Source organism: Paenibacillus silvestris (assembly GCF_009882985.1).
Classification (GTDB): domain Bacteria; phylum Bacillota; class Bacilli; order Paenibacillales; family NBRC-103111; genus Paenibacillus_E; species Paenibacillus_E silvestris.
Genome location: NZ_WTUZ01000022.1, coordinates 775269 through 798215 on the forward strand (window position 1 = coordinate 775269; position 22947 = coordinate 798215).

The following is a 22947-nucleotide window of genomic DNA, read 5'->3' on the forward strand; positions in this document are numbered from 1 at the left end:
TACTCTTTTAAAGATGTATCTATGGAAGAGGAGATGGAACTTACTATGAAAACAACATTCAAAATGATCGCTGGTTCAGCGCTGGCTGCCCTTCTGCTGATGCAATCCAGTGCTTTGGCCGCTGAAGAAAGACTGCCTTTGCGCAGTCAACTTGAAGCGACAGGAGCTTCAGTGACTTGGGAAGTAAGCACGAATACAGCATTATTTACGTTGAAAAATGGCGTGAAAGGTTCCGTTACCGTCGGAAAGAAAGAGTATGTACTAGGCGGAAAAAGCGGGAAGCTGAGCAACGAAGTGGTGAATGTAGAAGGCAGTCTGATGGTGTCCGCTGAACTCTTCCAGGCTGTAAAGGAATCTGATGCGCAAGGAGAAACAAAGCCGGCGGCACCTACTAGTGTGCAAGTTCAGGCTGATGCGGAAACAGGCGTTGTGGAATCTAGCAGCGACGCGGCTGATGATCCTGCCGTATGGGTGCATCCGAGCGATGCGTCGAAAAGCAAAATCATTGCCACGAATAAAGGTGGCGGCGTGCTTGTTTACGACTTGGACGGGAAGCAGGTTCAGTCCTATACCATTGGCAAAATGAACAATATTGACGTTCGTTATGGGCTTCCGCTTGGCGGTGCAAAAGTCGATATCGTAGCGGCTACGAATCGGACAACCAACACAGTCGACGTGTTTTCCATTAATCCGGAAACGGGCGCGTTAACGAACATTGTAGATAAGCCTATCCACTCCGATATGGGAGAGGTTTATGGTTTTAGTTTATATCACTCCACACGTACGGACAAGTTCTATGCACTCGTTCTGGGCAAAAATGGTGAATTTGAGCAATATGAGTTAAAAGATAACGGCAGCGGCAAAGTTGAAGGCAAAAAAGTTCGCGATTACAAATTCAAAACGCAGGCAGAAGGCTTGGTAGCAGATGATGAGTATGGTGTCATGTACTTAGCTGAAGAAGACGTGGCTATCTGGAAAATGAACGCAGAACCAGATGGCGGCAATGACGTGGTCAAGCTCGCTGAAGTGGATAATAAAACGTTAACTGCTGATATTGAAGGCCTAACGATCTATTATACGGCAGATGGCAAAGGATATTTACTCGCTTCAAGCCAAGGCAGCAGCACTTATGCGGTCTATAACCGTACAGGTAAAAATGAATACTTGGGCAGCTTCGCTGTAACTGACGGAGCTCAAGTAGACGGTACTTCGGGAACGGACGGCATTGATGTGATTGGATTAAGCTTGGGTGCCAAATATCCCAATGGATTGTTTGTCACACAGGACGATGAGAATTTCGAAAAAACAGAGAAATTGAATCAGAATTTTAAAATGGTGAGCTGGGACAAAATCGCCAAAGCGTTCGCAGAACCATTGACAATCGATACCTCAGTCAATCCGCGCAATTTCGTGAAACGCGAAGTTAAATAAAAAATTGAACGAAAGGGCTGCTCACATTGGGTGAGGCAGCTCTTTTTGCATTGACAAGAAATAGCAAACAAATGGTATATTGGAAATAGGAGGGATGCCTATGTTTCGTTTTTTATTTGGAAAGTCATCTAAACCGCCTAAGCGCAGTCGACCTGGTAAAGCTAAGCCAGTCTATCGGGCCTCGGAATTGCCACATGGTTTAGGGTTGCTTCAAGGTATTCCGTTAGATCGTATTGTCGCTAAGCTGAACAGTTCAATTCCAACAGACTATGCTGAAAGAATTCAATATCGGGTGAAAACCGAACATCCACGTATAACAGACGACGAATATGCTTGCAAATGGTTCGAATTACAGCGTTATTTTGTCATGAGCCTAGTAATGAAATCAACACCGATGTTTAGCAGTGAAATCGATGACTTGTGGCACGAAATGTTGATGTTCACAAGGGAATATCAGCGTTTTGGCGAACAATTTGCTGGAGGCGTCATCCATCATTCTCCAGAACGTGAACCCAAGCAGATGCCTGGAGAACGCGCTTGGTTTGACTGGGTGTATGCTCACCTGTTCGAGTTTGCGCCGAGCAGCAAGCGCTGCTGGAATGGATTTTTCCGGAATGCGCTTGATCCTGAACGTACAGAGCTGCTTCGTGAAGGCAATGTAGATGCGATCTCTAGCAGCTTGTTCAATATGGATCAAGCAGGCCGATATCCCGAGGTGGCAGAGACCATTCGCCTCTTAGTTGAGCAAGCCATTCTTGAAGCGCAGAAGGCCGCAAACAGCCGCCAGTTCAAGGATACAGGCTGGGATTATTCAACAGCAAATCCGAACTCAATGCTCTATCTGGCAGGTGCTATGATGTTCTTCTCCATCCAAAGTCCACACAGTTATGCCAGCGATATGAATGCTAATTTCCCGGAGAATACCCCAGAAGACCCGCGTGATAAGCATAGCAGCTGTTCTTCCTCTGGTTGTGGAACGATTGGAGGAAACAGTGATAACTCCGGAGATCAGGGGGGAGGCAGTTCCTGCTCGTCCAGCTCATCTTGCTCATCAGGCTCATCTAGTTCAAGTTGCGGGTCCAGTTGTGGTTCAAGTTAGTGGTCAGAAGCACTTTCCTGGGAGATCTCAGGGAAGTGTTTTTTGTATGAGAGGGCATGCTAAAATTTAGACTAGAAAAATTCAGATGCCATATGCTATACTTTTTTTCAAACGGGAGATGATCAGATGAATTCTAAAATGTCCTTCCAGCCGCTGAACCGCCCAAAGTTGGTAGACGATGTAGTGAATCAGCTGCAGAAGAAAATTTCAGAAGGTGAAATTAAACCTGGCGACAAGATTCCGACGGAGCCGGAGTTGATGCAGCAGTTCGCTGTGGGTCGTTCAACGATCCGCGAAGCGGTCCGTGTCCTTGTGCATGCTGGTTTGCTTGAGAAGAAGCAGGGCTTTGGCACCTTTTTAAAGGCACAGTCAGCTGTGCAGGAACCGCTTGACCACAGGCTGCGCAGAGCGCAGATTCTAGAGGTTTACGAGGTTAGAAGGATGCTGGAGCTGGAGATTTCTCGATTGGCTGCTGAGCGCCGCGATGACAATGATCTTGAGCAGATGCGAAGCGCGCTCGATCAACGTTTTGAGGCATTGGAGAAAGGTGACACGGATACATATTTGCGTTTTGACGTGAAGTTCCATCTATCTATTGCTATCGCCAGCAAAAATAGTGTTGTCATCGACCTGTATCGTTCGTTCACATCGGCGCTTCTCGAAGCCTCCCAGAAATTGATCGTGACAATGCAAGATCCGCATCATCTGTTTCATGAGAATATGTACTTAGCTATCAAAGACAGGGATGTCGCAGCAGCTGAATTTTGGACCATGAAGAATCTAGATGAAACGGTCACACAGCTTAAACAATTTGTAAACCAGGAGTAGTTTCACTCTCCTATATTTTTAAACATCAGATGATATGATGAAAGGGGTTAGTTGCCATGTCAGATTCAAGTTCAACACGCAATCATACGGTTTATGCTATTTTATTCTCGATCTCTCTAGTCCATTTATTGAATGATGCCATTCAATCCGTTATACCAGCAGTGTTCCCGATACTTCATAATTCGCTGCAGTTGAGCTTTACCCAAATCGGGTGGATCGCTTTTACACTGAACGTAACAGCTTCCATGTTCCAGCCCTTGATTGGGCTTTATACAGACGCAAAACCAAAGCCGTTTTTATTGCCCGCAGGTGTATTTTTCTCTTTATTAGGTGTCATTTTGCTCGCCGTAGCGTCTTCGTTCACTCAGGTGCTCGGGGCTGTTGTGCTTGTGGGTCTAGGCTCCTCTGTACTTCATCCTGAAGCATCACGCGTTGCTTACTTAGCTGCTGGTCCTCGCAGAGGATTGGCGCAGTCGATTTTCCAAACAGGCGGTAATATCGGGCAAGCGCTTGCTCCCATTTTTACAGCGCTCATTTTCGTTCCATTCGGTCAGTTCGGAATCATTTGGTTTTCGTTTGTCGCGGCAGCAGCGATTGTCGTTCAATTTTTCGTGGCCAAATGGTATCGTAATGCGGGCAGCAGCCGGTCAGCGGCATCAAGTAAAGCCTTTGTTAGCAAGCAGCCTCTGCCGCGTAAAACCGTCACTTATGCCATTTCGATTTTGATCATGCTCTTATTTTCCAAGTTTGTTTATGTGGCCAGCATGACTGGTTTCTACGCTTTTTACTTGATAGAACACAATCAACTTTCCGTTGAAAAAGCACAGCTATTCCTATTCACTTTGCTTGCCGCTGGAGCAGTTGGTACATTCTTAGGCGGCCCGCTTGCGGATCGATTCGGCAGAAGAAACATGATCTGGTTTTCCATTTTGGGAACGGCTCCGTTTTCGCTGCTATTGCCATATGCCAATTTGTTTTGGGCTGGCGTGTTGTGTGCTTGCATTGGATTCATTCTGCTATCCGGTTTCTCCGTCATTGTCGTTTATGCGCAGGAACTTCTGCCTGGCAAAGTAGGGACGGTATCCGGCTTATTCTTCGGCTTAGCTTTCGGGTTAGGCGGGATTGGTTCAGCCGTGCTAGGTACGCTTGCGGATGCAACCAGCATCTCGTTTGTTATTAAACTCTGCGCTTTCTTGCCTCTAATCGGGCTGTTGGCTGCTTTCCTTCCTTCTGATAAAAAATTGAACATGACGCAAGTTGAATTACCGCAAAACGTTGCAAAAGCCTGATTAATTAAGAGGTGAAACGGAATGACACCAATTATTGAAATGAACAACGTCTCCTGGTATAGAGATAATAAAACGATATTGAACCAAGTGGACTGGCAGGTGACCAAAAATGAGCACTGGGCCGTACTCGGTTTGAACGGTTCAGGCAAGACGACCATTCTGAATATGATTAATGGTTATATCTGGCCTAGCCAGGGGCAAATGGCTGTACTTGGTCACCCGTTTGGAACGGTGGATCTAAGGGATCTGCGCAAAATGATTGGCTGGGTGAGTTCATCCCTGCAGGAGAAGCTATATGCCTCTGATAAAACGCAGCATGTCGTTATAAGCGGTAAACATGCTTCAATCGGGCTGTATGAGAAACCGAGCATGGCAGATTTCGAACAAGCCAAAGAGCATATGCAGCGGCTTAATTGTTTGCATTTATATGACCGGACTTATCAATCATGCTCACAAGGTGAGAAGCAAAAGCTACTAATCGCACGTGCTCTCATGGCCTCACCGAAGCTGCTGATTCTGGATGAAGCTACGAATGGCTTAGATTTTCTTTCCCGGGAAGCTTTGCTTTCCAGCATTCAAGAATTAGCCAAAGAACCGGATGCTCCGACGTTAATATTCGTGACCCATCATATCGAAGAAATTCTTCCCGTCTTCAATCAAACTTTATTAATTCGTCGCGGTGAGGTATTTGCAAAAGGGCAGTCGCGTCATGTCTTGACAAGCGAAAGTTTATCCTCTTTTTTTGAGACGGAGGTTGAAGTGAAATGGCAGCGTGAACGACCGTGGCTTTCGATCCCTGCGAGTGATGAGTGAGGTATGATTCATACAAAGTTTCTAAGAGCCCTTTCTTTATGGAAGTGCTCTTTATTTTGTGGAAATTATTGACATGAGCTTCTTGATAACCTACTATATATTTAGATATCTAATTAAATGGTGAGGAAGGAGGTTGCAGAATGACATCATGCCCGATTAATCCTCGTAAATCACTACTGAAGCCCAGGTTTTTCGGCTGTCTCATCTGTTATGCGGCTGGTTGGATTTCATATTGGAATGCGAAGAGGAAAATGTCCAAAGGCCAGTATTAAGTATACTTGCTTACAATATGTTCATCAGTGAGGTGATCGTATATAATGGCAATATAACGCTAAGCAACTTGTAAAGGGAGAACCAACATGAACGCTACACTACATGGATCTATCGGATTCTGGTTGAAGAAGAATTATCGCAATGCCTGCAATTATTTGGATCAAAGGCTAGAGGAGCAGGGTGTCACGAACTCTCAGCTCGGTGTCCTTATGATTCTATGGGAAGAAGAAGGACGGACCCAAAAAGATATGGTGCACATTTTAGGCATTCAACCGGCTTCCATGACCTTTCTTCTTCGTGGATTAGAAGATAGAGGGATGATCTATCGTGTACATGACAAGTTGGATACTCGAATCAATCGTATTTTTTTGACGGAGAAAGGCTCATCGATCCAAGATGCTTGTTTAGCTATTGTCGAAGAGGGAGAAAGGATGATTCGCCAAGGTTTTTCCGACCAGGAGATCGCCTTGATGCTGCATTGGATGAAGCGAGTTGACAGTAATTTTCAAATGTAAGCAGACTGACAGGTTAAGGTTACGTGCAGTCTTTTTTTTGAATATATAGTTAGATATCTAATTAATTGTAATTCGGATTGATTTTATAATAGCTTTAATTATAGCTTATTTCATGCTAATGGTGTAGATATAGATGAAAATTTAACAAATAAAGTTTAAATATATATTTGTTGACAGTCCAAAATAAGTTAGATATCATAATGTTTAAATCATAGAAATGGAGGAATATGGGAATGAATCTTAAAAATTCTAATTCATTGTATGAACGCAGTAATTTAAGAAGGGTTGCTGAGCTGCAGGAGATTGCACCACAAGGTTCCAAAGCATTTTTTCAATTTATGGGTGAAGCTTTTGCTGAGAAGGCTATTACTTCGAGGACGAAAGAATTAATTGCCGTTGCTGTTACGCATGTTACAGGATGTCCTTACTGTATTGATGTTCACACGGGTAAATTCAAAAAGTTGGAAGGTTCTATTGAAGAGGTAGTGGAGGCTATTCTTGTTGCAGGGGCTGTGAATGCAGAAACGGTTTTATTCCATAGTGTGAATGCATGGAATACCATGCAGGATCTTGTTACCAATGAGCTATATGCAGCGAGCAACGCAAGTAAACTGCCGCAGGTGAAGGAAACGCGTCCAGAGACATTCGCTGCTTTCGAGCAATTCCAGTCCACGGCCATGGCGGATGGTGCTATTGATGCCAAAACGAAAGGGCTGATTGCAGTCGTCATCGCACATGTGAATGGCTGTGCTTATAGTATTGACAACCACACTAGAAAATTCAAAGAGTTGGGCGGCACAGCGGAGGAACTCATGGAAGGACTGCTAGTCGGCGGTGTTGCGAATGCAGGCTACGTCTTGACTCATGGAATTAACGCGCTCAATGCCTTTGATTATCAATCGGACGCAGTAGCCCAGAATTAGTAACGAAGTTAAATCATGCTTCACGAGGGAAGGAGGCGTACAATGTCCACGTTAACGATGGTTGTTGTTGGATGTTTGCTAGTCTGTTGCTGCGCATTTATCGTAATAAGTAAGATGCGTAAACGATCGAAATGAAGTAAGAGCAGTTTTTGGCCAGCAATTCAACCATCTTTGGGTCTAAATCTTGCATGGCAAGGATGGTTGGATGGCTTACATCAAGATGGGAAGGTGAGTGACAGATGCAACTTGAATTAAAAGGTGCTCCCTCCACAGCATCCGGAATGTATCAGGTAATGGTAATTAGTCTTGGGTTGTTTGTCATCTTTCTCGACAGTACGATTGTCAATATTGCACTGCCAACGATGATCGAACAATTTGCCATTTCATTAAAAACGGCCGCCTGGGTGATGAATGCCTACACGATGACTGTAGCCATTTTACTCATATTTATGGGAAAGCTGGCTGATCTCTACGGGAAAAAGCGGATGTTTACACTAGGATTGATGTTGTTCATGCTCAGCTCAGTTTTGTGCGCTTTGTCTCCAAATGCTGCTTTTCTTATCGCAGCCAGAACCCTGCAAGGAATCAGTGGAGCTATGGCCATTCCCGCAAGTATGAGTCTTGTTCGATCTATCGTTCCAAAAGAAAAAGTTGGCGCAGCTATGGGGATTTGGAGCGCGGTTGGCGCATTAGCCATTGCCATCGGGCCAAGTCTAGGTGGTTTAATAACGGAAGCGTTCAGTTGGCATTGGGTTTTCTACATGAATGTTCCTGTCATCCTTCTCGCACTTTTTCTACAGAGAGTCGCGTTAAAGTCTCATCAGGACCAATTGCAACCCGGTAAGCTTGATTGGTGGGGCACTTTGTTGCTTAGTTTGGGTTTATTCTGCTTTATTAATGGATTCTTGCAGGTGACGGAATCTGGTTGGTTAAGCGAGGCGGTCTGGTGGCAAATCTTGATCGCGTTACTCACGCTCAGTGGATTCTTATGGACTCAAACAAAACGTGCAAAACCTTTATTAGATCTCACTATTTTCAAAAACCGTCAGTACTTGGCTGGTCTCCTTTCGAATACATTAGGCGGTCTCCTGTTAATGGGAACGATGATGATCTCCCCGCTATTTTTAACTCGCATTTTGCATTTCAGCACACTTAAAGCATCTATTCTGATGACGCCATTATCTGTCAGCTTACTGCTTATTGCACCATTCATTGGTAAGTTGATCGACAAAATCGGTAGTCGAATTCCACTAACAATCGGATATGGCATTACCATTATCAGTTTTATCCTCCTTGGAACACTTCATTTACAATCTTCATTAGGTTTGTTTGTTGGTTGCTTAGCTTTAGCAGGAATTGGGATAGGTATTTTAGCTATAGCGAGTCTCACGCTAAGCACGATGTCTATCTCAGAAGATCAACTGAATATAGCTTCAGGCACCTTTGCTATGTTTCGTAATCTTGGAGGGGCGCTTGGAATTGCTTTGTTCGTTTCAGTTACTTTGGGAAGCGCTGCTGCATCTGCGAGCGCTGTGAATACATTTCGAACAGAGGGGTTTCAACATGCCTACCTTAGCGGTGCTATTCTAGCAATTGGTTTTATGTTTTCATTAGTGCTTTTGAACAGGAAGAAAGAGGGGGTAACCCAAAACTAAGGGGGCTAAACATGTCTACGTATGGTGAGTTTTTTGAAAAATCGGTCAAAATGGGCATGGACCCTGTTGGCAGCGTTATAGCGTCAATCAAGTCCATCTATCAATTGCCAGATGAGTCCCAAAACGAGATGAAACTAGAGCTGATTAAACATAGTTTCCAATATCACTATACGCATAATGCCCTTTATAACAAAATTTGTGAAGAGAAAGGAGTGACATTGACGAATTTACAAAGTATCGAGGATGTAACGTTGATACCAACGATCGGTATTGGAAAATTTAAGGATGTTAATGCTCATTTGTTGTTAACGAAACCGATTTACGAAGTAGAACATGAGTTGAGAAGCACAGGGACTAGTGGAATACCGAGTATTTCCCGGCGGGATGAGCAGACATTAACTCGCAGTGTGCTCAGTATTTTTTCCATGTTTCGCGAGATGTTTGGATTTTTTGGCGGAGCGGCCATTTATTTAGCGCCATCCGCGGAGGAAATGCCAGAGATGGGACTCGTAAAGCTGATTAATATGTTCTCGGGATTGTTGGATTCAAACCGATTTTTTATTAGCGGGCATGCGTTTGATCCAGAGGCCGTTATTCAACAATTGAGAGACTGGCAGCATGTGCATACCCGTCATATTATCGGACCGCCCTTTCTGGTCGAAAGGTTAGCTGCTTATATCGAGGAACATCGAATTGATATTCAACTCGACAAGCAATCACAAGTTATTACACTAGGAGGCTGGAGAAGTTTTACGGGAAGGGAGATTAACCGGCTTGAGTTTTATGAACAAATTGCGCAAGTCTTTGGCGTCCGTCAGGGGCAAGTGCGTGATATGTTCGGCTTAGTCGAAACGAATTTCATGGCTATCGAATGTGAGCATCATGCTAAGCACGTTCCTCCTTGGGTTCATTTTTCCATTCGCAATCTGGATAAGTTAGAACAAGAGGTAGCGCATGGTGAGCCAGGACGCTTGGTCGTGTATGATCCTACTTCGTTATCGTATCCGGGCTTTATTATGACTGATGACCTTGTGTATGCGGACAGTAATCCTTGTCCTTGTGGCAGGAAGGGACAAGTCGTGAACTATATGTACCGTATCAAAGGGGCCGAAGTAGGCTGCTGTGCGATTAATTTGGAGAAATTTATGTCAGATCGAGATGCAAAAATTACACAATGCCCAATTGGATAGAGGGATACTCAACCTAATCAAAGGAGAGTAGTAGAACATGTATAATGCAATTATTTCTGATCATTTTATGAATCCTAGAAACATTGGTGAAATTGTCCATCCTGATTTGGAGTTCCGAATCGGTAACCCGATATGCGGGGATACGATACATGTTTGTGTGAATTTTCATGAAAGTAGAATAAAAGAAATTAAATATAAGGCATATGGATGTGCAACGTCGATTGCAACAGCAAGTATTTTTAGCGAATGTGTACAGGGTAAAGCGGTGGATGAATTAATTGACATCACGCTTGCATGCCGTGAAGAAATGCTCGGCGAGCTTGAGCCTAACCAGAAGCATTGCCTCGATATCTTAAATGAATTATTCAATTCTTTTCAAGAAGGTCAAGTGTGGAAACCGTGATAGGCCGTTATTTTGATTATAATTCCACGACGCCAATCCATCCGCTTGTACGAGAGGTTATGACGGAAGCTTTAGAAACTTTCGGCAACCCTTCAAGTGTTCATCGTATTGGTAAGGATGCCAAAGTCGCACAACATCTAGCACGCGAGCAGATTGCCGGATTATTGAAATGCGAGCCAAGTGAGCTGTATATCACCTCAGGTGGAAGTGAAAGTAACAATTGGATTATTAAAGGTTATCTAAGCCGGTGGACTGGAGCGCATTTTCATGTAATCTCATCTGTCATTGAGCATCCGTCTATTCGAGAAACGCTGCGGCACTGGTGCCGCTTTGCGGGCGGGGAGGTTACATTCGTCCCTGTGGATGAGAATGGATCTATTTCCTCTGAGATGGTGATGAACGCGATTCGACCAGACACCAAAATGATAAGTATCATGCTTGCCAACAATGAAACGGGAATGATTCAACCCATTCAGGAGATAGCTGCAGTTGCCAGATCAAGAGGAATATTCTTTCACACGGATGCTGTTCAGGCTGTAGGGAAAATTCCAATTCATGTGCAAGAATTGGGAGTCGACGCGTTATCTTTCTCCATTCATAAGTTGTATGGTCCTAAGGGTGTCGGCGGGGTATACGTGAATAAAGCGTATTTGCTGGAACCGCTCATCCATGGAGGCGGGCAAGAGCAAGGACTGAGAAGTGGTACGGAGAACGTAGTTTCATTGCTTGGTGCAGCAGAAGCATGCCGCGTGGCTCAAGTAGAGATGGAAAACTTGTATGGAAGAATGACATCCTACAAACAACTTTTAGTTGACCAGCTGAGTGTGCTTGCTCCGAATCTAAGGATTAATGGAACTTTGGATTCAGTATGTACGTTGGCCAATACCCTTAACTTTGCAATTCCAGGGATCCGAGGAGAGGCGCTAGCCGCCTATTTAGACCAATGTTTCGGAATTGCTGTTTCTGTTGGCTCGGCTTGCAGTTCAAACCATGAGAAGAAGCTCTCCTATGTTTTGCAAGAAATGGGGCGTGACGAGGATGAGATTCGCTCGTCAGTCCGGATAAGCATGGGCTTATTTACAAGTAAATCGGATATCCATTATTTCTTACAAAGCATGGAGCGTTCATTAGCTCATTTCTTTCAGTGTATGCCAAGCAAGTAGACGAAATGGAGAGGTGGATCCTATGGAAAATAAACCAAAGCATTATGATAAAGCAGAAATAGCGAAGCTGATTAAGCAAAAGATTATTATTGAAAACTTAGAGTTAAAAGGGGTTTCACCGGATGATATTGTAGATCATGCGCCTTTGTTTGGCGAGGGGCTGTGTTTGGAATCCGTTGAAGCATTCTATATTGCCGGTGGCATTGAACAACAATTCGGAGTTCAAATTGATCGTACGAAACTTCATCAGTTGCGGCATCATTTTCATTCTGTTGATGCACTGACTTCTTATGTTTACGAGCGTATGGCATCTTCCATTTCATAATAAGGGTGTAGGGAATATATGGAAATCAGCATAATGAAAGCAACCATTCATTCGAATCTTGTGGACCTGCTGCAGTATCGGGCATTAGTCACACCTGATCTTAAGATGTACACATATTTGGTTGACGGAGAGAATCAAGAAACGAGAAAAACGGCGGCTGAGTTGAACAAACGAGCAATGACGATTGCTTCAGCTATTCATAGGCGCAGTAAGCGACATAAGACGGCATTGCTGCTTTATCCACCTGGTCTGGAGTTTATAGCTGGATTTATGGGATGTTTGTATGCCGGAGTGATTCCAATTCCAGCGTACCCTCCTCATATGAGACGTCCAACACCGAGACTTGATGCCATTATTCGCAACTCGAGCACCGAAATCGCGTTATCGACGGATAAATTAATTGTAGACGTATTATCAAGTGCCGATAAAGATTCCGTGCTGCCAAATTTGGAATTTATGGCTACGGAACATCTAGTCTCAACTGGCAGTTTCTTCTGTATGCCTTGTAAGGCCGATGATATTGCCTTCTTGCAATATACATCCGGTTCGACTGCAGATCCCAAAGGGGTCATGGTCAGCCATAAGAATCTAATGCATAACATGTCATTAATCGCGAAGTATTTTCAACTTTCAGAGACGACTCGTATTGTGAATTGGCTGCCTGCTTACCATGATATGGGCTTAATTGGTCAATTGCTTATGTCTTTATATTTGGGCTGCGAACTCACGTATATGTCTCCGGTTAGTTTCATGCAAAAACCAATACGGTGGTTACGGGCAATCACTAAATATCGTGCAACGTACAGCGGAGCTCCTAATTTTGCCTACGAGCTATGTGTAGAGAAATTTAATCCGGAGATAGACGGAGATATCGACCTTAGTAGTTGGGCACTAGCATTCAATGGCGCGGAGCCAGTTAGAAAAGAAACATTGGAAAAATTTATTCGCGTCTTTGTCCCATACGGGTTTCAGGCTAACAGCTTAGCGCCATCTTATGGGTTAGCCGAGGGCACCTTATACGTTTCTGGGTATAAGAGAGAACAAACGTATACAACATTATGGTTGGATGCCGATCTTCTTGAGATGGATCAAGCTGTTCCTGCTGCCGAAGATTCGGAGAATGTTCGAGCGGTTGTTGCATGCGGGATAGTAGTTCCCGAACAACGTACAGTTATCGTTAGCCATAAAGATGGCCAGCTGTGCAACGAAGGCATGGTTGGAGAAATTTGGGTAAGCGGGTCCAGCGTTGCACAAGGCTATTGGGAGAATGAGGGGGCAACGCAGCTGTCTTTCCAAGGCGAGTTGGCTCATTTCCCAGGTGAAAGCTTCCTACGTACTGGGGATTTAGGCTTTATCCAAGACAATGAACTTTATATAACAGGTAGAATCAAAGATGTATTGATTGTGAATGGGCGAAATCTGTATCCGCAAGATATCGAGTTCTCCGTGCAAAATAGTCATCCAGCCGTGCGTAAAGAGTACCTTGCTGCTTTTCAACGACAATGTGCCGATGGTAGCGAAGAAATCGTCGTTGTTGCAGAACTCAATCGCGAATACAGGAGTCGCAGCAAGGTGGAAGAGAAGGTTAGTGATAGAAGCTTACAATTACAGAACGAAGTGTTAACGGCAGCCCGAAGAATCTTATTGGAGCAGTGTGATATTCACCTGAACGATCTTATTTTGATTCGTACAGGGACAATTCCGAAAACCTCCAGCGGCAAAATTCAGCGCAGCTTGACGAAAAAATGGTATGAAACAGGCGAACTTCAACGAAGTTGACTAGCTGATTCGGAGGAATAAATTCATGAAGCCAAATGAAGTGATGCATTGGTTAAGAAGTGAAATTGCGCTCATGGTTGACCGAAAGTCGGAGGAAATTGATATTCATGAGCCATTCAGCTCTTATGGACTTGATTCATCAAAAACGATGCTGCTATCAGGTGAACTAGGGGCAGCGCTGAATATGCCTGTTTCTCCGACGGTTTTTTGGGACTACCCGAACCTTTACGAGTTATGTCATTATTTGGGGGGAAGCGCAGAAACGCAGAAGCTCAATCAGGAGCCTGCCGCTTCACGAGAAATGTTGGATCGACGCGATCCCATCGCTATTGTAGGCATTGGCTGCCGCTTTCCGAGTGTATCTGGAAGCGGGCAGTTTTGGGAACTTCTGCTCCAGGGAGGCGATGCAGTCAAGCAATCCCCACCTCATCGCGAGCAGTTAGGCGAATTGAAAGTGGAAAGGCAAGGTGGCTATCTCGATCAGATCGATGGTTTCGATTACCCTTTCTTTAACGTATCATACAGGGAAGCGATTCGAATGGACCCGCAGCAACGACTGCTGTTGGAGGTTGTGTGGGAAGCGCTCATGGATGCTGGAATTTCCCCCGAATCGTGGGCTAACACGAATAGCGGTGTGTTTATTGGAATCTCCAATAGTGACTATGGAAGGAGGGAACTGGAGTCCTCTGATGACTTGCATATTCATTCGGTCGTTGGCGGTGCCTTCTGTATAGCGGCAAATAGATTATCTTACTTTTTGGGCCTTCAAGGACCAAGTATGGCAATTGATACGGCGTGTTCCTCATCATTGGTCGCTGTACATCAAGCTTGCAGCAGCATTTGGTCAGGGGAGAGCGTACAGGCCATTGCCGGCGGTGTGAATGTCATCCTTTCGAGCGAAATTACATCAAGTTTAAGCAAGGCTGGTATGCTGGCAGCAGATGATCGTTGCAAAACCTTCGATGCTCGGGCTGATGGATATGTTCGAGGAGAAGGCTGCGGAATTGTTGTGCTTAAGCCGTTATCCAAAGCGCTTGGGGATGGCGATGAGGTTTACGCTGTCATTCCGGGTAGTGCCGTCAATCAGGACGGCCGCAGTAACGGAATGACAGCGCCAAATCAATCCTCACAGGAGAAACTGCTCGAGTCGGCCTATGACAAAGCTGGTATTCAGTCTCATCAAATTGGCTATATCGAAGCACATGGAACAGGTACTTATCTGGGCGATCCTATTGAAGTAAAAGCACTTGGAAAGGTACTTTCTCAAGACAAGGATGCTGCCGAAACTATCTATCTGGGTTCCGTGAAAAGCAATATTGGACACTTAGAGTCTGCGGCAGGAATTGCTGGTCTCATTAAGACTGCACTGATTATGAAGCACGGGGTCATTCCGCCAAGCTTGCATTTTCAGAATTGGAATCCTGAGATTCCACATGAGAGTTTTCCTTTTGTAGTACCTACGCAAAGTGTAGAACTACGATCTGGGAACGAGGTATACGCTGGGGTTAGTTCGTTCGGGTTTGGCGGGACCAATGCGCACGTTGTGTTTGGCAGGCATATTCATCAATTGCCACCGCAATCGGACTGTTCACCATTTCTATTTATGCTGTCTGCTGCGCGAAAAGATGGTTTAGCGGTATTGGCTCAAAAATATGTGGATTGGTTGAAGCTCACGAATCTGCCTGATCTGCCCTCGATTTGCTCAACCTTGCTTAGGGGCAGGAAGCATCACGAACATAGACTTGCCATTGCAGCAACATCCAAAGATACTTTGCTGGAAGCATTGCAAGAGTGTGTGAGCTCCTTTAACAGCAATCTCCTATGTAAGAGCTATGGTCATGTATTACCTAATTCATCAGGCGTGGTGTACTACTTTCCGGAGCATGACACGAGAAGTGGAGATGAAATGAAGGAAGTACTGACTTGCGATGCGATCTTTCAGCAATCATATTTTGTCGTGAGCCAGCTGTATCGTCATTTGGCACCGGATTCATGGCAAGATCATGGCGAATGGCGAACTTTCGCGAAACAATTTGCGCATGCGGAGATGTTACGAAGTTGGGGAATAAGGCCGATTAGTTGCTGGGGTGAGGGAATTGGCACTTTAACAGCCATGGTCGTAGAAGGGCAATTGCCATTACCGGAAGCTATCCGGCGGTTAGTCCACGCGGATTATAATCGTTCAGTGAAAGCTGACACGGAAATTGCTGCTGGAGAAGTTGTTTTATGCTTATCAACTGCGCCTGTCTGGTTCCCGCGCAAAGATGAATCCATGATTATTTGCAATGGCAGCGATGAGCTTGGGAAGCTACAATTACAGAGTCAATTAGTAATAAAAGGTCTTTATATGCCTGAATGTTCCGTACAAAAGAAACGATCTCATATGCTTCCGGGATACCCGTGGAATCATCATTCGTGTTGGAAGCCAATAGGAAAGAATGAGGCAGAGTCGAGCGGCATGACTTGTTTTTGTTAATTGGGGGAGTAGCATTGAAAAAAATAGATATTGTCGTGATTGGCGGAGGGCAAGCAGGTCTATCGACAGGTTATTATTTAAGCTCTGAGCAGCGGGAGTATATCGTATTGGATCAAAGCCATGAAATCGGATATTCATGGAGCAACAGATATGACTCGTTAACGTTGTTTACCCCTCGTATGTACAGCGGCTTGCCGGGTTTGGCACTGGAGGGAGATCCATGGGGTTACCCAACGAAGGATGAGATGGCAGCTTACCTAAAGAAATATCAAGAGAAGTTTGCCATTCCCATTCAGCTAGACTCAGAGGTAATACAACTTACCTATCAACTGGGGAAATTCCTCGTAACGACCAATAAAGGTTCATGGTTAGCCAACCAAGTTGTTGTGGCAACAGGTCCCTTCCAAACCCCATTTATTCCTCCGATTACATACTCATTAAGTTCAGACGTGTTTCAAGTACATACCGCCGACTATCTTAATCCTGAAATGCTGCCACAGACGGGAGAAGTGCTCGTAATCGGCGGAGGAAATTCTGGTGCACAGATTGCCCTTGAGATTTCTCAGACGAGGCAGGTTTATTTGTCCGTGGGACATGACATTCAGTATTTACCCTATCGCTTTCTCGGTAGAAGTCTTTTTTGGTGGTATGAAAAGGTCGGGCTTTTGCGAAAAAAACCAGAGTCATGGGTGGGGCGAAGATTTATTAAAAAGAAAGATCCACTTTATGGTTTTGAGTTAAAGCATGCAATCAGCTGTGGAAGAATCAAGGTATTAGCAAGAGCGACAGATGCGAGCGAGAAACAGATTGTTTTTGCCGATGGCTCATCTCTTGAAGCAGGAACAATTATATGGGCTACCGGGTTTCGGTCCAACTACCCTTGGCTTCAAATTCCTGAGATTTTCAATCACACGCAAACCGTGATTCATGAGACGGGAGTTACGCTAATTCCCGGGTTGTATTTTGTTGGTCTGCCTTGGCAGTCTTCCCGAGGGTCAGCCTTAATAGGTTGGGTACATCGGGATGCCAAATTCATCTGTCAAATGATTAAACAATTTGGGGATCACTATGCAAATGAAGATTATAGCCACGAGGATTTGCCATCGCACGGGAGCTGACATTTGGCAGTTATTTGATGCTCAGCTTAATGAAACAAGAAGGTCAAAGATTAACAAATGTCTGCAAAAAGATCAACAAAAAAGAATGATCATAGGGGATATTTTACTGCAATTTGTGCTGCGTCACGAGCTGTGTAGGATTGAAAAAAGAACACCTAGCGTCATATACAGCCAACTAGGAAAGCCATCTCTAAGCGACTGGCCAGACATTGCTTTTAATGTCTCTCATTCCGGGGAGTGGGTCGCGATTGTCCTTGCTTCTTGTGAGGTAGGGATTGATGTTGAGAAACAAAATCCGCGTTTCTCGAAGTTGGAAGAATGTATACTATCTCCTTCGGAACGGAGGGAATATCGCACTATTCAAGATCATGAGGCTTATCTTTGTGAACGCTGGGTAATGAAAGAAAGCTTCTCCAAACTGATAGGCGTTGGACTAGGTTATTCATTTGCGGAGGCATCGTTTGATAAGTTTACTGCAAGTGAAGCCGTAACCTTGTATGAGAACAAATGCTATTTCTGCAAGACCTATGTGTTAGAAACGATGAGCTGCGATAAGCCGTATCATATGGCGGTTTGCAGCGAGGCGTATAACTTCCCGAATGAGTTGACCCTTCTTCCTTTTGACAATTTAAAGATATGGGCACTTGGTGCCGCAAAAAGTGTGTAACTCTGGCTTCCCGTTCACTGCGGGGAGCCAGTTTTTTATTCGACAAAAACATATAAATAAGGACACGAACCGCTGCTTTTCGTGTATAATGGTTTCTTGATCTCATTTTCTTAACCTTTGGTAAATTAACAGCGAGAGGAGTTCTGACAGATGAATCGATTACGTGGTTTTCTGGGTTCATATCATCCAATTGTACATACGTTAATTCTAGGAACGGTCATGGCCAGGGCGGCGTCTTCCATGAGTCTGCCTTTTCTGGCGATTTACTTAGCTAAACATACATCGATGAGCGCGGTAATGATCGGGGTCGTGATTGGCATGGGAGCTTTAGCAGGAACCGTCGGAGGCTTTATCGGCGGTAACTTATCGGATCGATTCGGTAGACGTATTATTATGCTGGCTGCTCTATTTGGATGGGCTGTTGTGTTTGTAGGCTTCAGTATCGTGAAACTGCCTGTTTTGTTCATGATGCTCAACATGCTTAACGGCTTGTGCCGCTCCTTCTACGAACCAGTCTCGCAAGCCTTGATGGCGGACTTGACCGAGCCGGCGAAGCGACTCAGTGTGTTTTCAATGAGATACATGGCGATCAATGTCGGTGTTGCTGTGGGACCTTTATTAGGCGCATTTTTTGCAACGATGGACGGGTCACTGCCGTTTCTACTGACTGGAATCGTTTATTTTCTCTATGCCGTTACACTTTATGTTCTCCTTATCGTCTTTGGCATTAAGCAAATTGAAGGGGATAAGAAGCAACCGGTTACGTTTGTCGCCGCTTTGCGGGTCATTCAACGTGATGTCACATTTCGCTATTATATTCTTGGCGGAATTATTGGGGCTATCGGTTACTCGCAAGTTATGGTGACACTATCGCAGTATTTGGAACAGAATTTCACTGAAGGTGTGAGAATGTTTGCTGTTCTAATGAGTGTTAATGCTATCGTGGTCATTGCGATGCAGATACCGCTTACACGGATTTCTAATAAGTACTCGGCACTCGTAGCGATTATTTTTGGGAATCTGATGTTTGCGCTAGGGGATATCGGTTTTGCGTTCTCGCATTCCTTAGTTCCAATGATTATTTCCATGGCGATTTTTACGCTAGGAGAGATTTTGAATTACCCTGCGGCAAACATGCTGATTGATAAGCTAGCACCCGAGCATATGCGAGGTACTTATTTTGGTGCACAAACATTAACAAACGTAGGTCACTTTATGGGACCTTGGGTGGGCGGATTTCTGCTCGTTGCGTACGGGGGCACCACGCTTTATGTAGTCATCGCCTTTGTGACACTGGCGGGATCACTCTTTTACTGGAAAGGCGCCAAAAATTTACAATTACTCTTGAGAAATAGGTCGAAAAAAGAAATTTTTTGATAGATATTGCAAAATTAGTTCTTTCGAACTATACGAATTCAAAACAACTTCCCTTATTCTTGAGAGTGTAGTTATTTCTTGTAAAAGAACTCACAACACATCTCGACAATGGCAAAACTGACGAAAGTCAGTGACGCAAAGCTACAGGGGCTACCTTGTTCTGAAAACGGACTCGTTGCCAGCCAGCTGCCGAACGATTGGGAATTCAACTTAGAGCCCCCTCCGATCGGTACACTATGGTGGGGTTTTTCTCTGTCATAACTTTCATAAACTATGGATAAAAAGGAGGACCAAGCAGCATGCAGTCTGAATTACATGAAGAGCAAAAAGTAACATCACTTTGCGGCAATCATGTTGCCCGTTTGGTGCCATCCTCGGATGGACCAAAGCTATTGATTAATTTAGAAGAATACGCGCTTAATGAAGCATGTTGGGATGTTGAAATGTTTCAGGGGAGAAGCAACAGCATTCTGATTTTCTACTGGAAAGGTGAAGTTAAGCTTTCCGTGAAAATGCCTCCAATGCCTCAAATTGAAGCATTTATGACTAGACTTTATCAAATTCTAACTTCCAAATTGAGAACGGTTCAGCCCATCTAGGCGAACTGTTCTTTTTTTTATATCCGATATGCTCTTACGACAAAATGATTGTCACAAATCGACAGGTGCTGATATAATGGTACACATAGTCATACATAGTTCTTAAGTACTATTCGGTTTAGGGGGATTTGCGCTATGAGATTAATTACGCGTTCGGATTTTGACGGTTTAGTATGCGCAATGCTTTTCAAAAAGCTAAACATGGTCGATGAAATGAAATTCGTTCATCCCAAAGATATGCAGGATGGTTTGATCGAGGTTACCGAGAACGATATTTTGGCGAATGTGCCTTATGTTGCAGGTTGCGGATTATGGTTTGATCATCACTCCAGCGAACTTGAGCGGATGGGTGAAAAGGTAGCCTTCAAAGGGGAAACCCGCATTGCGCCTAGTGCAGCACGCGTCGTATACGATTACTACGGGGGGCAAGAAACCTTCGGTGATATTGACGATATTATGCAGGGCGTAGATAAAGCAGATGCGGCACAATTCAGTAAAGAAGATATTTTGAACCCAAGCGGTTGGGATCTATTGTCGTTCATCATGGATGCCCGGACGGGTCTAGGACGATACCGGGACTATCGAATTAGCAACTATCAGCTGATGGAAGAACTTGTGGATCATTGCGCCGTGATGACCGTTGATCAAATTATGGAACTTCCAGACGTCAAGGAACGTGTGGAGCGGTATTATGAACTCGATGCACTGTATCGTGAAATGCTTGAAAAGCATACGCATACGGAAGGAAACGTGATCATTACGGATCTTCGAGATGCTGAGACGATCTATCCCGGCAACCGATTCATGGTTTATGCGCTTTATCCAGAACAGAATGTATCCATTTGGATCGTAGACGGACGCAATAAACAAAATTGTGTTTTTGCATGCGGGCACAGCATCGTGAATCGCACGTCCCAAACGAATATCGGGACTTTGATGCTCCAAAATGGCGGAGGTGGTCACCAGGCAGCAGGTACGTGTCAGGTAGAATATGCACAAGCAGAGAAAATTTTGAAGAAAATTGTTGAAACTATGCGAATTGACGGATAAAATATAATAAACAAGCCGCAGGATGGGGAGTTTGTCCCGGAATGCGGTTTATTTACGGAGTGAGGGGGCGTGTTAGTGAACATCGATCGCATTCATCATGTGGCTATTATTAGCTCGAATTACGAACGGTCGAAGCATTTCTATGTTGATTTACTTGGAATGACGATCGTAAATGAGACGTACCGGGCAGAGCGCGATTCCTATAAGCTGGATTTGCGCATAGGACAAACGGATCAGCAGATCGAGTTGTTTTCGTTTCCTAATCCACCAGTAAGAGTGAATAAGCCAGAGGCGCGTGGGCTTCGACACTTAGCTTTTGTAGTTGGGGATATGGACGAAAGCGTGAAAGAACTAGAGAGCAAGGGAATTACGATCGAACCGGTACGAATTGATCCCCTAACAGGCGATCGGTATACGTTTTTTGCAGACCCAGATGGACTCCCGTTAGAGTTGGTGGAACATGCTGAATGATGAGTTGTCACAAAAGGAACAACGAGCAAAATTAGGATTCGCTATAGGGTGCTTATGGAGTGTCGTGCTGTCTATTCCACTCTGGGCCATAGTGATTTGGCTTTTGATGAAAAAATAAATCCCTCAAACGCTTAACTGACCACAAGTCGGAGTAGCGATTAGGGATTTTTTTATTGGATATCGTAGTGGACGTCACTAAATTGAAATATTATACTCATCTTGTATTCATATTTTAAATCTATAATAAATTGCGGCTTCCTCTAATATATAAACCATAACGGTACCCATTTTTATGAATTTCGAACAGTAGAACAATGGATACAGTATAATGACAAGACTAGATCATGTTCATTCTTGCTGAGCTGAGGAGGATACACTTGGAAGACATTCTATTATACTGCTTATACGTAGTCATAGCCTTCTTTATTTGCTATATAATCTTCATCTTACCAACACAATGGCTCAAAATTGAGCGGATCAAATATCCACTTCATCTAAATGTGAAAATTCTACAAATTAGTGATATGCATGTTGAAAGATTAAGAATTAGTCCAACAAGAATAACCACGATTATTAATGATGAAAAACCGGATTATATATGGATTACTGGTGATTTTACCAAATACCGAAAAATGCTTCCTAGTCTAGAAGAGTACCTAAGAGCGATGACTATTTGCAACGTGCCCATTTATTGTGTTCTTGGCAATCATGATTATCAGCAGAAAAATGTAAAAGATATTGTTAAGCTTCTAAGTAAATATGGAATTCATTTACTAAGAAACCAGTCGCTACATTTAGAACGGTTTGAATTGATTGGAATTGATGATTTCAATTCAGGTAAGAGTGATATTAAAGCGGCATTCCGAGCAGTTGATGATCGTAGAACTAAACTAATCATTACTCACGATCCTAACGTCGTTCTACATTTGAATAAAAAATTTGATTATTTAATGGCTGGACATCTCCACGGTAAACAATTCAATATTCCATATTTCTTTCATATCAAAAACGCTGGTAAAATGCCTAGAATGGGGATTTATAAAGGATTACATAAACATCAGAATGGGACTTACTACATTTCTAAAGGTATTGGGCAAACAGGGATCAATGCAAGATTTCTTGTTAGAAGTGAAGTAACCATGCATTATTTATAAGAAGAGTCCGGACGGGTTACCTACCATCGGGCAACACGCTTGCGGTGAAATAGTGCTAACGGACACCTGCGCCGTTATTGCCCTGCTATGCGCTTCGTTTCGCGCCTAACGGACACCAGAGCCTTTATTCGCCTATTTCGCGGGCAAACTCCATCGAAATGGACGAATAGCTGCGCTGGTGTCCGTTAGAATTCTGAATCGGCATTGTTTCGCCGTATAGAGGCTCCTCTGTTCGTTAGCTGAAGCAGGATTCCACGGTCTTTTTCTACATAGCAGCAAGGGTTAACGGAACATCCATACCTAAGTAAAGATCAAAAAAAACGGTTGCTAAAGGACAAAACAGCTAAAA

General features: G+C 44.1%; 21 protein-coding genes and 1 riboswitch. All 21 genes read left to right on the forward strand.

The window, feature by feature from the left end; genetic code table 11:
- Nucleotides 1-45: 45 nt before the first annotated feature.
- The 21 genes from GQF01_RS23890 (at nucleotide 46) to GQF01_RS23995 (ending at nucleotide 22598) form a co-directional block, all read left to right on the forward strand.
- Entirely contained in the window at nucleotides 46-1431 is a 1386-nt protein-coding gene (locus tag GQF01_RS23890; protein WP_161409192.1) for a phytase, read from the forward strand.
- A 100-nt stretch (nucleotides 1432-1531) separates the two neighbouring features.
- Nucleotides 1532-2530 (forward strand): glycine-rich domain-containing protein, encoded by a 999-nt coding sequence (locus tag GQF01_RS23895; protein WP_161409194.1) that lies wholly within the window; start codon nucleotides 1532-1534, stop codon nucleotides 2528-2530.
- 126 nt (nucleotides 2531-2656) lie between these two features.
- A complete protein-coding gene (locus GQF01_RS23900; protein ID WP_161409196.1) occupies nucleotides 2657-3358 on the forward strand; it encodes a FadR/GntR family transcriptional regulator in 702 nt (233 codons plus the stop codon).
- A gap of 56 nt (nucleotides 3359-3414) precedes the next feature.
- Nucleotides 3415-4647, forward strand: a complete 1233-nt coding sequence (locus tag GQF01_RS23905; RefSeq protein WP_161409198.1) for an MFS transporter — start codon at nucleotides 3415-3417, stop codon at nucleotides 4645-4647.
- Between the two features lie 21 nt (nucleotides 4648-4668).
- Nucleotides 4669-5460, forward strand: coding sequence for an ABC transporter ATP-binding protein (locus tag GQF01_RS23910; RefSeq protein WP_161409200.1), 792 nt, complete (start codon nucleotides 4669-4671; stop codon nucleotides 5458-5460).
- A 359-nt stretch (nucleotides 5461-5819) separates the two neighbouring features.
- Nucleotides 5820-6248 (forward strand): MarR family winged helix-turn-helix transcriptional regulator, encoded by a 429-nt coding sequence (locus GQF01_RS23915; RefSeq protein ID WP_161409202.1) that lies wholly within the window; start codon nucleotides 5820-5822, stop codon nucleotides 6246-6248.
- Between the two features lie 233 nt (nucleotides 6249-6481).
- Nucleotides 6482-7171 carry a carboxymuconolactone decarboxylase family protein gene (locus tag GQF01_RS23920; protein WP_161409204.1) on the forward strand — a complete coding sequence of 230 codons (690 nt, stop codon included), beginning with the start codon at nucleotides 6482-6484 and terminating at the stop codon, nucleotides 7169-7171.
- Nucleotides 7172-7410: 239 nt separating this feature from the next.
- The gene (locus tag GQF01_RS23925; RefSeq protein ID WP_161409206.1) at nucleotides 7411-8826 is read left to right on the forward strand and encodes an MFS transporter; all 1416 of its coding nucleotides are present in this window, start codon (nucleotides 7411-7413) and stop codon (nucleotides 8824-8826) included.
- A gap of 11 nt (nucleotides 8827-8837) precedes the next feature.
- Nucleotides 8838-10016: a LuxE/PaaK family acyltransferase gene (locus GQF01_RS23930; protein ID WP_161409208.1), complete on the forward strand. Its 1179-nt coding sequence runs from the start codon at nucleotides 8838-8840 to the stop codon at nucleotides 10014-10016.
- A 37-nt stretch (nucleotides 10017-10053) separates the two neighbouring features.
- On the forward strand, nucleotides 10054-10419 hold the full coding sequence (locus tag GQF01_RS23935) for an iron-sulfur cluster assembly scaffold protein (RefSeq protein ID WP_161409211.1): 366 nt from the start codon (nucleotides 10054-10056) through the stop codon (nucleotides 10417-10419).
- The gene (locus tag GQF01_RS23940; protein WP_161409214.1) at nucleotides 10407-11582 is read left to right on the forward strand and encodes a cysteine desulfurase family protein; all 1176 of its coding nucleotides are present in this window, start codon (nucleotides 10407-10409) and stop codon (nucleotides 11580-11582) included. The genes GQF01_RS23935 and GQF01_RS23940 overlap by 13 nt, the downstream gene beginning before the upstream one ends.
- A gap of 22 nt (nucleotides 11583-11604) precedes the next feature.
- Nucleotides 11605-11907, forward strand: coding sequence for a phosphopantetheine-binding protein (locus tag GQF01_RS23945; protein WP_161409216.1), 303 nt, complete (start codon nucleotides 11605-11607; stop codon nucleotides 11905-11907).
- Nucleotides 11908-11925: 18 nt separating this feature from the next.
- Nucleotides 11926-13686 (forward strand): fatty acyl-AMP ligase, encoded by a 1761-nt coding sequence (locus tag GQF01_RS23950; RefSeq protein WP_161409217.1) that lies wholly within the window; start codon nucleotides 11926-11928, stop codon nucleotides 13684-13686.
- A 25-nt stretch (nucleotides 13687-13711) separates the two neighbouring features.
- Nucleotides 13712-16162, forward strand: coding sequence for a type I polyketide synthase (locus GQF01_RS23955; protein ID WP_161409219.1), 2451 nt, complete (start codon nucleotides 13712-13714; stop codon nucleotides 16160-16162).
- Nucleotides 16163-16176: 14 nt separating this feature from the next.
- Complete coding sequence (locus GQF01_RS23960) at nucleotides 16177-17280, forward strand: flavin-containing monooxygenase (protein WP_161409221.1); 1104 nt, start codon at nucleotides 16177-16179, stop codon at nucleotides 17278-17280.
- On the forward strand, nucleotides 17237-17947 hold the full coding sequence (locus GQF01_RS23965; protein ID WP_407945419.1) for a 4'-phosphopantetheinyl transferase family protein: 711 nt from the start codon (nucleotides 17237-17239) through the stop codon (nucleotides 17945-17947). Before GQF01_RS23960 ends, GQF01_RS23965 begins: the two co-directional genes overlap by 44 nt.
- 150 nt (nucleotides 17948-18097) lie before the next feature.
- The gene (locus GQF01_RS23975) at nucleotides 18098-19324 is read left to right on the forward strand and encodes an MDR family MFS transporter (protein ID WP_161409228.1); all 1227 of its coding nucleotides are present in this window, start codon (nucleotides 18098-18100) and stop codon (nucleotides 19322-19324) included.
- Between the two features lie 100 nt (nucleotides 19325-19424).
- Nucleotides 19425-19518: riboswitch (cyclic di-GMP riboswitch) on the forward strand.
- 105 nt (nucleotides 19519-19623) lie between these two features.
- Nucleotides 19624-19923: a hypothetical protein gene (locus tag GQF01_RS23980; protein WP_161409230.1), complete on the forward strand. Its 300-nt coding sequence runs from the start codon at nucleotides 19624-19626 to the stop codon at nucleotides 19921-19923.
- Nucleotides 19924-20058: 135 nt separating this feature from the next.
- The gene (locus GQF01_RS23985; RefSeq protein WP_161409232.1) at nucleotides 20059-20973 is read left to right on the forward strand and encodes an exopolyphosphatase; all 915 of its coding nucleotides are present in this window, start codon (nucleotides 20059-20061) and stop codon (nucleotides 20971-20973) included.
- Nucleotides 20974-21048: 75 nt separating this feature from the next.
- Nucleotides 21049-21444 carry an SMU1112c/YaeR family gloxylase I-like metalloprotein gene (gene gloA2, locus GQF01_RS23990; protein WP_161409234.1) on the forward strand — a complete coding sequence of 132 codons (396 nt, stop codon included), beginning with the start codon at nucleotides 21049-21051 and terminating at the stop codon, nucleotides 21442-21444.
- A gap of 377 nt (nucleotides 21445-21821) precedes the next feature.
- Complete coding sequence (locus GQF01_RS23995; RefSeq protein WP_235960194.1) at nucleotides 21822-22598, forward strand: metallophosphoesterase; 777 nt, start codon at nucleotides 21822-21824, stop codon at nucleotides 22596-22598.
- Nucleotides 22599-22947 lie beyond the last annotated feature (349 nt).